The 13,115-nt window shown below is 66.6% G+C and carries 10 protein-coding genes; 3 read left to right on the forward strand and 7 right to left on the reverse strand.

Going from position 1 to position 13,115, the window contains the following annotated elements; translation table 11 throughout:
* Positions 1–23: 23 nt before the first annotated feature.
* Together LK542_RS13950 and LK542_RS13955 are read right to left on the reverse strand one after the other, a co-directional pair.
* Positions 24–1,340 carry a transcriptional regulator gene (locus LK542_RS13950; RefSeq protein WP_227812352.1) on the reverse strand — a complete coding sequence of 439 codons (1,317 nt, stop codon included), beginning with the start codon at positions 1,338–1,340 and terminating at the stop codon, positions 24–26.
* Positions 1,341–1,826: 486 nt separating this feature from the next.
* Positions 1,827–2,723, reverse strand: coding sequence for a LysR family transcriptional regulator (locus LK542_RS13955; protein ID WP_227812353.1), 897 nt, complete (start codon positions 2,721–2,723; stop codon positions 1,827–1,829).
* Between the two features lie 131 nt (positions 2,724–2,854).
* Between LK542_RS13955 and LK542_RS13960 the strand changes: the two genes are divergently transcribed.
* A complete protein-coding gene (locus LK542_RS13960; RefSeq protein WP_227812354.1) occupies positions 2,855–3,289 on the forward strand; it encodes a DoxX family protein in 435 nt (144 codons plus the stop codon).
* Here LK542_RS13960 and LK542_RS13965 read toward each other — a convergent pair whose 3' ends face one another.
* Positions 3,290–4,936, reverse strand: coding sequence for a glycosyltransferase family 4 protein (locus LK542_RS13965; RefSeq protein WP_227812355.1), 1,647 nt, complete (start codon positions 4,934–4,936; stop codon positions 3,290–3,292).
* Between the two features lie 327 nt (positions 4,937–5,263).
* Between LK542_RS13965 and LK542_RS13970 the strand changes: the two genes are divergently transcribed.
* Positions 5,264–5,923 carry an outer membrane beta-barrel protein gene (locus LK542_RS13970; protein WP_227812356.1) on the forward strand — a complete coding sequence of 220 codons (660 nt, stop codon included), beginning with the start codon at positions 5,264–5,266 and terminating at the stop codon, positions 5,921–5,923.
* A gap of 32 nt (positions 5,924–5,955) precedes the next feature.
* Here LK542_RS13970 and LK542_RS13975 read toward each other — a convergent pair whose 3' ends face one another.
* The 3 genes from LK542_RS13975 to LK542_RS13985 all read right to left on the reverse strand — a co-directional run bounded on the left by LK542_RS13975 (position 5,956) and on the right by LK542_RS13985 (position 9,923).
* Entirely contained in the window at positions 5,956–6,717 is a 762-nt protein-coding gene (locus LK542_RS13975) for a hypothetical protein (protein WP_227812357.1), read from the reverse strand.
* A gap of 107 nt (positions 6,718–6,824) precedes the next feature.
* Complete coding sequence (locus tag LK542_RS13980; protein WP_227812358.1) at positions 6,825–8,522, reverse strand: PQQ-dependent sugar dehydrogenase; 1,698 nt, start codon at positions 8,520–8,522, stop codon at positions 6,825–6,827.
* 60 nt (positions 8,523–8,582) lie between these two features.
* Positions 8,583–9,923, reverse strand: coding sequence for a glycoside hydrolase family 5 protein (locus LK542_RS13985; protein WP_227812359.1), 1,341 nt, complete (start codon positions 9,921–9,923; stop codon positions 8,583–8,585).
* Positions 9,924–10,095: 172 nt separating this feature from the next.
* On the opposite strand from LK542_RS13985, the gene LK542_RS13990 reads away from it, so the two are divergent.
* A complete protein-coding gene (locus LK542_RS13990) occupies positions 10,096–12,549 on the forward strand; it encodes a PAS domain S-box protein (RefSeq protein ID WP_227812360.1) in 2,454 nt (817 codons plus the stop codon).
* 8 nt (positions 12,550–12,557) lie between these two features.
* Here the strand turns inward: LK542_RS13990 and LK542_RS13995 are convergent, their stop codons facing one another.
* Positions 12,558–13,100, reverse strand: a complete 543-nt coding sequence (locus tag LK542_RS13995; protein ID WP_227812361.1) for a DUF4256 domain-containing protein — start codon at positions 13,098–13,100, stop codon at positions 12,558–12,560.
* Positions 13,101–13,115: the final 15 nt, after the last annotated feature.

The raw sequence follows: 13,115 nt of genomic DNA on the forward strand, positions 1-13,115 counted from the left end.
CAAGACTCGCTATCGAGCCGGAATTACGGACGGCTGCTGGTCGGGAACGGCCATGCGGCTGCCGGCGACAGCGTGGTTTTCGCTGCCGGAGCCGGTGCGGCTGCCTTGCTGTCCGATTTCGAATCGGTCGAATCCGCCTTGGAATCGGCTTTCGAATCAGCCTTGGAATCGGCTTTCACTTCCGGCTTGGCTTCGGCCTTGGTTTCCGGTTTCGATTCCGCTTTCACTTCCGGTTTGGCTTCCGCTTTTGCGGCCGGCTTTGCAGCAGGCTTGGCGGCGGATTTGGCAGCGGTCGATTTGGTCGCAGCGGTTTTGGTAGCAGCCGATTTAGCCGGAGCAGCCGATTTAGCCGGAGCAGCCGATTTTGCCGGAGCAGCGGCTTTAGCCGGTGCTGCAGCTTTCTTGGCAGCCGGTTTAGCGGCGGCTTTCGCCGGCGCTGCGGCTTTCTTTGCAGCGGGTTTAGCAGCGGCTTTGGCAGGCGCTGCGGCTTTCTTTGCAGCCGGTTTTGCAGCGGCTTTAGCTGGAGCAGCGGCTTTCTTCGCAGCAGGCTTAGCGGCCGATTTGGTCGCGGCTGCTTTTGCTACCGGCTTGGCGGCGGCTTTCTTGGCTGCCGGTTTAGCAGCGGCCTTTTTAGCGGCAGGCTTGGCGGCCGGTTTAGCAGCAGCTTTTTTAGCGGCCGGCTTGGCTGCCGACTTGCTAGCAGCTTTTGCTGCCGGTTTAGCGGCGGCTTTCTTTGCTGCCGGTTTAGCAGCAGCTTTCTTCGCTGCCGGCTTTGCTGCCGACTTGGTTGCGGCTTTTGCTGCCGGCTTAGCAGCGGCTTTCTTTGCTGCTGGCTTTGCGGCCGACTTGGTAGCGGCTTTCGCTGCCGGCTTAGCAGCGGCTTTCTTCGCTGCCGGCTTTGCTGCCGGTTTAGCAGCAGCTTTCTTTGCTGCCGGTTTAGCAACAGCTTTTTTCGCTGCAGGCTTTGCTGCCGACTTGGTAGCGGCTTTTGCTGCCGGTTTAGCGGCGGCTTTCTTCGCTGCCGGTTTTGCTGCCGGTTTAGCAACAGCTTTCTTTGCTGCCGGCTTAGCTGCTGCCTTGGTAGCGGTCTTGCTTGCTGCAGCTTTCTTAGCAGCAGGCTTCGCTGCCGGCTTGGCGGCGGCTTTCTTCGCTGCCGGCTTCGCTGCCGACTTGGTAGCGGTGGTCTTGCTTGCTGCAGCTTTCTTGGCAGCAGGCTTTGCGGCCGGCTTGGCGGCTGCCTTGGCCGGGGCGGCCTTGGCTGCCGGTTTTGCGGCTGCGGATTTCTTAGCTGCCGGTTTCTCGGCTGCAGCCTTTGCTGCTGGTTTCTTAGCGGTTGCCATTTTGATTCTCCTTCATCTGCGATGAGAAATACGCTCAAGTTTTAAAACCCGCCCACCCAAACTGTGGCGGGCGAATTATTCATCGGACCAAACCGTCAGGCGATTTGGGCCAATGAATCCGGCACCGGCTGAACTGCTGCAACTCCTCACAATTGCAGCGCTTCAGCCAACGTCGCTAGGTAACCGACTCAACGCGTTTTCACATCGCTACCCTTGCGGGCGCGAAAAGAAAAAGCCGCCTTGCCTGAACTCGGTCAGGCAGTGCGGCTTGTTCTTTTCGCTTCGCTTAAGTGCATACTGATTGAATCAGTGTCCTATTTATCGATCGATTACTGCCCGGATGCACGCGACAATATCACATGTTCACGTTTTGACAAATTCAAACACGTAAAGTACACGAAAACTTTGTGAGTGCGCAACCCATCCGCCACAAACCAAATCATGTTTCGCACTTAAACATGCGATTGCGCATTCGTCCGTTAACCATCACACGGAATCGCATTTCAACTGATCGACAAACCATCTTCCCGCCGGTCCTGGCGGCTGGTCTTTGAGCCAGATCGCATGCATTGAAAAAGCCGTTCCCAACAATGGATGCGCTTTCAAACGGAGCTGCTGCAATGATCCGTCGGCGAGATCTCCCCGCACCATATGCAGCGGCATGCTGCCCCACCCAAGGCCCGCGCGCAGGAACGCGTGCTTGGCGCCGAGATCGGCCAGCCGCCACACCAGCGGCGACATCACGCCGAACTCGCGGCCCGCTGTGAGCGAGGAACGGTCGGTGAGCACCAGCTGCACATGCTTTGACATCTCGGCACGCGAGACAGTGCCCTTGATTTTTGCGAGCGGATGTCCAGGGGCGGCGACGGTGGCCGACGGGATCGCGGCGAGGTACTCGGACGCGCAGCCCTGCGGGACGTCGGGCAGCGATCCGATCACGGCGATGCGGCACCGGCCATCGAGCAGCGGCTGCACGACCGCGCCAAGGGCTTCGACGTACAGGCGCAGCGGCGTGGTGGGGAAGCTGCGGTGGAAGGCCTGCACCGCATTGGTGAGCGTCGCGATCGGGAACATCACGTCGACCGCAACCGCGAGTTCGGGCTCGAGTCCTTCCGCCAGCGTGCGTGCCCGCGCCTTGAAGGCGTCCATGCTGTCCGCCGCCGCACGCGCCTGCTCCAGCAGCGAGCGCCCGGCCTCGGTGAGTTGCGGATAGCGCGCGCTGCGGTCGAACAGTGCAAAGCCCACCTGCAGTTCGAGATTGGCCAGCGTGTGGCTGACGACCGACTGCGCGCGCCGCAGCTTGCGCCCCGCGGCGGAGAAGCTGCCCTCGTCGGCTGCGGCAATGAAGGTGCGCAGCTGGTCCATGGTAAGGCCATCGAGCATCCATCTACTCCTTCGATATTTATCATCGAATTATATAGGCTTCCTCGATTGATCCCTGATGCCTAAGATGACTTCATCGCAGCGACAAACACTGCGCAGACAAACCGAACCCAACATCCAAAGGAGCTGCCATGAACACCATCGCCACCCAATCGACCGCCATACAATCCACCCTGCCGGCCATCGGCCGCGTGCTGCTCGCCGCGATCTTCGTCTTCAGCGGCGTCGGCAAGGCGCTCGCACCGGGTGGCACCATCGGCTACATCGAATCGGTGGGACTGCCGTTCGCAACGCTCGGGCTGGTGGCCGCGATCGCGATCGAACTGGGTGGCGGCGTGATGCTCGCGCTGGGCATCAAGACGCGCCTTGTGGCCGCCCTGCTGGCAGCCTTCTCGGTGGTGACCGCACTGGTGTTCCACAACGCCCTCGGCGACCAGAACCAGCTGATCCACTTCATGAAGAACATCGCGATGGCGGGTGGCCTGCTGCAGGTGGTGGCTTCCGGTGCCGGCGCCTACAGCGTGGATGCGCTCGGTGCGCGCAAGCTAGCCGCACGAGCAGCCTGATTACTCGACCACCCGCAGCAAATCCATCTTGCACAGCCAGGCCAGCCCGCGCAGCAGCGTCGGGCGGTCGCACGGTCCCAGCGTGTCGATCAGTTCCTCCACCTCCACCGGGCGCGGACCGATCGCGCCGAACAGCTGCCCGAAGTCTTCCATCGTCGGCAGGGAGGCCGCGGCGAAGCGGTTGATCGCCAGCTCCCGGTACTGGTTCACCAGCGCCAGCGAGGAGTCCGGCGTCAGTTCCACCAGCGAGGCCGCCGTGAGCGGCCGCGTCGCATAGCTCGCGAACAGCTTGAAGGGATCGGGGCGGTCCGGTGCGCGCGCCGGCAGCGGCGGCGCCAGCTTCGGATCGGCGCGGCGGCGCTCGGCCAGCTCGTCCCACAGCACGCGGTAGCGCGCCAGGATCGCGCTCCAGTCGTATTCCGCCTGCGCACGCCGGCGCGCCTGCTCGCCCAGGCGGCGCCGCAGACTCCCATCGCGCACCAGCTGTCCGTAGGCCTGCGCCAGCAGCGCACCATCCACCGCCACCGCCTGGCTGGCGTGGCCGCAGTACATGTCGAAGCTGTCCACGCCATCGTCGTAGCGCAACGCCAGGTCCAGGCCCGCGCCCGGTCCCGGCATCACGGTCGGGATGCGGTAGCCGTCGACGCCGTCGCGCACCGTGTCGCGGTAGCCGTTCCAGTCCGACACCACGCAGGGCAGCCCGGCCGCCATCGCTTCGACCGGGGTCAGGCCGAAGGTTTCCTGCACATTGTCGGCGAGCGAGGTGAACACGTCCGCGGCAGCCCAGGCATCGAGCTGGGCGTCCGGCAGGCGGCCATCGAGTTCGACCAGCCGCACCGAAGGGCACAGCAGCGCCGCCGCTTCGCGAAACGCGGCCTCGATCGCTTCGCCCGCGTACCAGCCGGCGATGATCAGGTGCACGCGCCGCCCGCCCTTGTCGGCGCGTTCCAGCGCGCTGAACATCTGCTGCGGATGCGACTTGGCATGCACCGACAGGCGGCCCAGGTAGAGGAAGGCCACATCGTCGGCGCCGATGCCCATGCGCGCACGCGCCTGTTCGCGCCGCCCCGCATCCGGCGTGAAGTCCGCGCAGTGCACGCCGAGCGGGATCAAGGGCAGCTGGGGCAGCTCGAAGCGCTGAGCGGCGAGCCGCGTGCGCAGGTAGTCGGCCTGTTCCTCGACCAGCACGCGCAGGCTGTCGCGCACCACGCGCGAGGTGCAGACGATCGCGTCCCAGCTGCGCACCGGCGCCACCAGCAAGTCGGTCACCATGCTCATCATCTCGTGCGAGGCGGTGGCATGGGTGATGCCGCACAGGCTGTAGCGGTGCTCGCCCGCCGCCAGCCGGCGCCAGGCCAGGCGCTCGATGCCGGGACCGGGATGGTACAAGCAGCCGAAGCGCTCGAGGCGCTGCGGCGCCGAAGGCGGCACCCAGCCGATCTCGCCGTGGTAGCCATCGGCACGCAGCGCTGCTTCAAACGCCTCGGCATGGCTGCGCTCCGCGGCGAAACAGCCGATCGCGTCCCAGCCGTCGTGCCGCGCGAGTGCCTGCAACAGGCCAACGCCGGCCGATTGCCGGCCCATCAGCTTCTGGCCGGCCACAGAGAACGATTCTGGAATGTAGTGCAAGGCAAAACTGTCGGGCATGTGGTCTCCTGCGGCCAAGCGATCCCGGGACGACGGATACCGCTGACCTGTGCCGGCCATGATAGCGGTGGCGCCTGGAGCATGGCGCGAGCGTGGCCCTTGACGACGACAGCATGGCGGGAGCGCCATTTATTGCTCAGGAGACGCAAGGCTTTGATCTCGCACAGAACCGGCTCTAACGGGCTCATCTGGAGCCGGGCGGCCGCACTACACTTCGGAATGAATGGGGCCGCTGCCTGGCTCGCCGGTGCGCCAGGCCTTGCGCTGCGCTATGCGCGGCCGACCTGGGTACGGTCTTCGCACCGGTTACGGTAAACAGGAGGACGTATGAGCAACATGACCCAATGGTGCGCCCGCCTGGGCGTGAGCGCAGCCGCCACGCTGCTGTGCACCCAGGCCGGCGCCGCCGACGCGGTACGCTACTGGGGCGCGCATGCGGGCGTGAACACACCGACATCCTGGAATGCCCAGGTGGACTACGGCGCGGGCAGCTTGGCGACGGCGCGCCTGGACCTGGACCGCGGGGCGCACGCCGGCCTGGTGCTTGGCCGCCAGTCCGGACATGCGCGCTACGAGCTGGAATATGAAGCCGGCCGCATGAAGACCAAACGACTGACGATCGGGCCGCGCAGCGCGGCGCTCGGCGCGCGGGGCCGCTACCAGGCGCTGTTCGCGAATGTCTACCGCGTCGAGCAACTGAATGAATCGATCGATGCCTTCGTCGGCGCAGGCATCGGCTGGGGGCGCGCGACCATGCCGCGGGTGGGCCTGGGGGATGGCTGCAGTTGCTTCGGCCCGGCGTCGAAGAGCGGCTTCGCATGGCAGCTGCGCGCCGGCCTGGGCTACCGCGTCTCTGCGCAGTCCAGCGTGTCGCTGCAAACCACCTGGCTCGCCCTGCCGCGTCCGGAAGCCGAAGGACCGCCTGCGGTGCGTTATGCGCGCAAGCGTTTCGGCGCGCTCACGCTGGGCTATAGCCGGCAGTTCTGAGGCGCCGGCCAGGATCGACGGCGGCTGAAACCTCAGCCGCCGCCGCAGCCGCCGCCACAGCCGCCACCGCAGCCACTGCCGCCATCGCCGCAGCCGGCGTCGCCGTCGCAGCCAGCAGCGGCGCCGCCGGCATCCCCGGATGCGTCGCGCGCTTCCCGGGCCTGGGCATACTCGGCCTGGCTGATCAAGCCTGCCTGCAGCAAGGCGGTTGGCATCAAGGCCCTCGGAAAGCTGGGGCGCCCGGCCGGACGCCCCAGCTGGTCGAGCGGCGAGCAGGCAACCCGGCCGCCAATGACCCGGTATCCAAAACCGCTTGGCATGCCGAGCTGTAAATCCAGGGTGAACAGGCGCGGCAGGTCGGGGCCGGCGGGCGACTTCGATGCACGGCGGCGTGCCTGCACCAGGCAGGTCGCGAGCGCCCCGCCCATCGCCCCTTGCATGCGCGCCTTCTCGAGGTGCGGGATGGTTTTGCCGAAATGGCGGGTGCAGAAGCGGTCAAGGCCTGACGCGTCCATGCGCGCCCAGGCGTGCCAGACCGAGTCTGCCGCACGCGAGGGCAGCGCGCAGGGCCTGCCGGCGGCGGCGGCGCAGTCGAAGAAGATCATCAGGCCTTCGGCCGACTGGGCATAGAAGGAAGCGTCGCGCGGAATGCCGGGAAACTCACGGTGGGCCGTCTCTGCCCAATAGGGAAAGAGCGCGGGCGGTAGCTCCGCCAGTACCGCGGCATAGGTCGATTGGGCGAATTCCCACTCCACGGTGCGCGCCACCGCGCGCGGCGTATCCCTCACGTTCATTGCATCCTCCGTTATGGCGATCCGGACACCTTATTCTAGGCCAGCCCGGCGGATGATGACCGGGCTCAACAACAAAAACCCGTCTTGCGACGGGTCCGTGGGGAGCTTCAGCGCTGCCGCGCGATGCGCCAGACAGTGCCGCCGGCGTCGTCGACCACCAGCAGTGCGCCATCCGCCGCCACTTCGACAGCGGCCGGACGGCCCCAGACGTCACGGTCGCTCAGTACCATGCCGCTCATGAAGTCCTGGTACTGACCGGTCGGCACGCCGTTCTTCATGAACACGCGCACCACCTTGTAGCCGGTGCGCACGCCGCGGTTCCAGGAGCCGTGCAGGGCCACGAAGACGTCACCTTCGTACTCCTTCGGGAAAGCGTTCTTCGCGCCCTTCGGGGCCTGGTAGACCACCATGCCGAGCGGCGCCGAGTGCGACTGGATCAGCACGTCCGGCACGATCGTCTTGCCCTTCAGGTCGGGGCGCTGGCCCTTCAGGCGCGGGTCTTCGTTGTCGCCGATGTAGTACCACGGCCAGCCGTAGAAGCCGCCCTGCTTCACGCGCGTGAGGTAGTCCGGCGGCAGGTTGTCGCCCAGCGCATCGCGCTCGTTCACGGTGCACATCACGTCGCCGGTGCCGGGGTAGACCAGCATGCCGACACAGTTGCGCAGGCCGGTGGCGTAGGTGCGGCGGTTCTTGCCGTCCACATCGAAGGCCATGACGGTGGCGCGGTCGGTCTCCACGCCCCAGGCGCCGCCCACGCCATGTTTCGCTTCCCACTGCGGCAGCGGCTCGGGCGCCGTCGCGCCGATCTCGGTGGCGACATTGGTGGCCGAGCCGATCGACAGCAGCAGGGTTTTGCCATCCTGCGAGAATGCCAGCGTGCGGGTGGTGTGGCCGCCGCTGGTGTCGGACAGCTGCGCCACCACGGTTTCCGGCGCGCTGCGGGCCTTCAGGTCGCCGTTGCGGTACGGGATCCGCACGATCGAATTGATGTTGGCGACGTACAGGTATTGCGGATTGGCGCCGGACGGCCAGAAGGCCATGCCGTAGGGGCGGCTCAAGCCGGTGGCGAAGACTTCCGGGGTGGCGCCCGATGCGCCGTCCCTGGCGCGCACCACCTTGATGTCGCCCTTGGCGGTGGCGGCCAGGAAGATGTCGCCGTTCGGCGCACGCAGCGCCACGCGCGGCTTGTCCGCGTCGCTGGCAAAGACGCTCACCGCGAAGCCCTGCGGCACGGTCGGCATGCTGCCGTTCGGACGCGCCTCCACGCGCGGGCCGTTGCCGGCGCTGCTGGTGGCGAAAGGCGGCGGCAGGTCCGAGAGCTTGATGTGGTGGATGCGGCCGGGCTGGTTGTCATCCCAGGAGCCGGTGCGCTCCGCGGCGGTGGCGGGCTTCGCCGCGGCCGGCGCGGCCGCAGCAGCGGGACCCTGCAGGCTGGCGAGATAGTCGACCAGCGCGGCGCGGGTTTGCTTGTCGGGCACGCCGACCGGCATCGTGGTGCCCGGCACGTTCTTGGCCGGATCGAGCAGGAACAGGTCCAGTTCTTCGCGGGTCCAGGTCTTGCCGGCGGCGCCGGCTTTCACCAGCGCGGCGGAATAGTTATAGCCGGGGACGGAAGCCGCCTTGCGCCCAAGGACACGGAACAGGCCCGGGCCGGCGCGCGAGGACAGGTTCGCGTCCACGCTGTGGCAACTGGCGCAGTTGTTCTGGAAGGTGGTCTGGCCGGCGGTCGGCGCCGCATGGGCGCTGGACAGCGCCGCCAGGCTGGCGAGCAGCGCTGCATGCAGCGTCAGGGTCTTGGCTTGCAAAGGGGTTCTCCTATTGTGGAAATGCGAACTGGACAATGCGGCATCATACCCGCGCGCCTCTTATTCTGCCCCGGGCGCGAACGGACCCGGCGGCGTCGCGCTGGTCATCCAGCGCTGCAGCGGACCGTGCGGCTCGTAGCGCAGGGTACCGAACAGCCGGAACAGCGCTTCGATACGTGTTTTTGACGCCGTATGGAAGTCCAGCGGCGGCACCAGCGCACCTTCTGCATTCGTCACCATGCCCCAGGTGCCCTGGCCGTGGCCGCCCTTGTTGCTCACGTATTTATAGGACCAGGCGGTGGCGGCCCAACCCAGCTTCGCGTAGGTATCGAAGCTGGCGCGCGCCACCTGGCCGCCCAGTTCGAGGCCCATGCTGGCCCAGGGCTGGATCTCGCCCAGGTAGAAGGGCGTGTCGAGCGCCTGGATGCGGCGGTCCCACTCGCACACGGTGTTCGGGCCGCCCGGTTCGCAGCGCAGCCAGGCGCGGTGCACCTCACGGCCGGCCGTGCTCCAGCCGAAGTGGCCCGGGTAGGGATGCATCTCGAAGGCGACGTTGCGCATGCCTTTGTCGGATGGCTTGCCATAGGCCTGGATGTCGTCCTTGACGTGGCCGGGCAGGATGATGACGTGGTTCGGATCGACCGCGCGCACCGCCTGGTACAGGGTCTCGACCACGGCGGCCATATTGGCCGAGTCGGTGCCCCAGGGCTCGTTCAGCAGGCTGTAGCCGGCAACCGAAGGACGGTCGCGGTAGCGGCCTGCCACCTGCTGCCACAGCCACACGGTGCGCTGCTGGTATTCCGGCACGCTCCAGTACTGGTTGCGGCCGGCGCAGCCGCTGTGGTGTTCCCAGCCCTGGCTGCCCGCGGCGCCGTGCAGGTCGAGGATGACGTAGATGCCGCGCCGTTCGGCCTGTTCGATGGCCCAGTCCAGGTAATGCCAGGCGTCGGCACGCAGTGTGCCTGGCTTCTTCTCGTCTTCGACCACCGTGTGGATGAAGGGAATGCGCACCAGGTTGACGCCGAAGGCGGCCAGGCGGTCCCAATCCTGGCCCGTCATCCAGTTGTCGCGAAAGAGCTTCATCAGGCGCTCGCGCTCGGGGTAGCCGAAGCGCCGGTCCAGGGCCGCCTCGAGCTTGCACTGGTCGTCGATGCCATTGCTGCCCTGCCCCATCATCCAGAACTCGTTGATCAGCCAGTTGCCGAGGTTGGCGCCCCTCAAGACGATGGGCTTGCCGTCCGCCGTGACCCAGCGGGCGCCCTGGGCGCGCACCATCTGGCCGGGGTCCGCGATCCTGGCGCCAGCCTGGGCCGCCGTCGCCGGCATCGAGGCCGCGAGTATCGCCACCAGCATGGCGCGCGCCGCGCCGGGTCCGATTTGCCTGCTCCTGCGCAAATGCATCCTTGCCTCCTGGTCTCAGCTGTTCACTGGAAGCGTTCCCATCTCATCTGGAAGCATAGCATCCAGCGCCCCTGCCATGGTGGATTTGCTAGGTCCCGGTATCGCGTGTCGGGCCACGCAGGCGAACGCTATAATGCTCAAAAACTGTTCAAAAGATATGGCGCTGAGACCAATGCAAGCAGACGAGCCGGGCAAAGAATCCTTGCATGCCGAGCTCGCCCGCTACCGGTTCATTACCGGACTCGACGACGCCATCCGCCTGCTCACCGATCCCGAGCAGATCGCCGGCACCGCCGCGCGCCTGCTGGGCGAACACCTTGGCGCGGACCGCTGCGCCTATGCCTACGTCAGCGAAGACGAAGGCAGCTTTACCCTGACCGGCAACTACACCAATGGCCTGGACAGCATCGTCGGACGCTACCAGCTGGCGGCCTTCGGCGCCGCATTCACACGCCTGAACCGCGCCGGCCTGCCCTATGTCGTCACGGATGCCAAGAGCGACGACCGGGTCCGGGACGTGCTGCAGGCCTATCGCGATACCGGCATCCGCGCGGTCATCTCCGTCCCCGTGATCAAGGGAGACCGCTGGGTGGCCGGCATGGCCCTGCACCAATCGCAGCCGCGCGAGTGGCAGGAACATGACATCAGGCTGCTGGAGGCGGTCGCGAACCGCTGCTGGGAATCGATCGAGCGCAGCCGCATCGCCATCGAGCTGCGCGCGGCCGAGGAGCGCGTGCGCAGCAGCCACGATTACCTGCGCCTGCTGATCGACTGCACTGAAGAAGGCTTTTATTCGGTCGACCGCGACGGCGTCACGATCATGTGCAACGCGGCCTTCCTCAAGATGCTGGGATTCCGGCATGAGGACGAAGCCATCGGCAAGAAGCTGCACGATGTGATCCATCACTCGCACCCGGACGGCGCGCATTACTGCGTCGCGGACTGCCCGATCTACCGCGCCGCCCAGTTCGGGGTGCCGGCCGTGGTCGAGGACGAACTGTTCTTCCGGCTGGACGGTTCCAGCTTCCCCGTCGAGTACCGTGCCCGCCCGGTGTGGCGCGACGGACAACTGGAGGGCGCGGTCTGCACCTTTGTCGACCTGACCCAGCGCCGGCGCACCGAAGACGCGCTGCGCAAGAGCGAGATCCACCTGCAGTCGGTGTTCCACCAGAGCGCGGCCGGCATCTGCGAAACCGACCTGGGAGGACGTATCCTGCAGGTCAACGACCGTTATTGCGAGATCCTGGGACGCACGCGCGAAGAGCTGCTCGCGATCCGCATGCAGGACATCACGCATCCCGACGACCTGGCCCAGAACGTCCCGTTGTTCAAGCGCGCGGTAGCCACCGGCGAGGCCTTCGAGATCGAAAAGCGCTACCTCCGTCCGGACGGCAGCTTTATCTGGGTCAGCAATACGGTAAGTCTGATCCGCGTCCCCGGCGGCCCCGCCGTCGACAGCATCCTTGCGGTCTGCATCGACATCAGCAAGCGCAAGCGCGCCGAGGAAGCCTTGCGCGAAGCCGACCGCCGCAAGGACGAATTTCTGGCCATGCTGGCGCATGAGCTGCGCAACCCGATGGCCCCGATCCGCGCCGCCGCCGACCTGCTCGAGACAAGAGAGCTGCCTCCCGAACAGCGCCGCCGCACCAGCCAGATCATCTCACGCCAGGTGCGGCACATGACCGGCCTGGTGGACGACCTGCTGGATGTCTCGCGCGTGACACGCGGCCTGGTGGAGCTGCAGAAGACCCGGCTGGACGCGAAGCAGGTCATCGCCGACGCCATCGAACAGACCCGCCCGCTGATGGAAGCCAAGCGCCATCGGCTGGTGGTGGAACTGGCATCCGATGCCGCCCAGGTGCTGGGCGACCACAAGCGCCTGGTGCAGGTGCTGAGCAACCTGCTCAATAACGCGGCCAAGTACACGCCCGCGGGCGGGCGTATCGCCGTGACGATGGGAACGAGCGATGCGCAGGTGCTGCTGGAAGTGGCCGACAACGGCATCGGTATCGCGCCCGAACTGCAGGGACGCGTGTTCGACCTGTTCGCCCAGGCCGACCGCAGCGTCGACCGTTCGCAGGGCGGCCTCGGCATCGGCCTGGCCCTGGTGAAAAGCCTGGTGGACCTGCATGGCGGCAGCGTCATTTGCCGCAGCGAAGGCGAAGGCCAGGGTAGCCGCTTCATCGTCACCCTGCCGCGTGCCGCCGGACAGGAAGCGCCTGTGCGGGCGCAGGAAGAAGCAGCGCCGGCGGTGCCGGCGGGCAGACGGCGCATCCTGGTAGTCGACGACAACGTCGATGCGGCGCAGATGCTGGGCATGTGCCTGGAAGCGGCAGGCCACGAAGTCATGCTCGAATACAGTCCGTTGCCGGCGCTCGAGCGGGCCAGACTCGTGCGCCCCGAGATCTGCATCCTCGACATCGGCCTGCCCGGGATCGACGGCAACGAGCTGGCGCGCCGCCTGCGGGCGCAGCCGGAAACCAGCGGAGCGACCCTGATCGCCCTGACGGGATACGGGCAGGAGCAGGACCGCTGCAGCGCCCTGGCGGCGGGCTTCGACCACCACCTGGTCAAGCCGGTCGCGGCGCCCGAGTTGCTGGCGCTGGTCGCCAAGGCGTCGCGCTAGCGCCGGCTTTACACGCTCAGCAGGCCGCGGAAACCGCGCGCCGCATAATAGGACTCGGCGCCGTTGTGGTACACGAACACCCTGCCGTAGCGGCGGTCGCAGAACAGCGCGCCACCCAGCTTGCGCACCTCCGGCGGGGTGGCGATCCAGCTGGAGGTCTTGCGGTCGAATTCGCCCAGCGTCTGCAGGTGGCGGTACTGCTCTTCGCTCAGCAGCGCGACGCCCATGCCTGAGGCCACCTCTTCGGCGCTGCTGCGTGGCTTGTTTTCCTTGCGTGCTTCCCAAGCGGCGCGGTCGTAGCAGATGCTCCGCCGGCCGGCGGGAGACTCGGGCGAGCAGTCCCAGAAGCTGATGCTTCCACTGGCCTCGTCATGCGCGATGACGTCCGGTTCGCCGCCGGTGGCTTCCATCTCCGCCAGCGCAGCCAGTGCCGCCGGATGACGGGCCAGCCTGTCCTCCACCAGGGACCAGGACAGCCCCGGGTGGCGGTGCATGTGCTGGTCGAAGCGCGTCTTCAGTGTCTGGAGCAGTTCGTCCTGTTGCTGGCGCATGGCTGGCGTCCTCCC

Origin of the sequence: Massilia sp. IC2-477 (assembly GCF_020707265.1) — a bacterium.
Classification (GTDB): Bacteria; Pseudomonadota; Gammaproteobacteria; order Burkholderiales; family Burkholderiaceae_D; genus Telluria.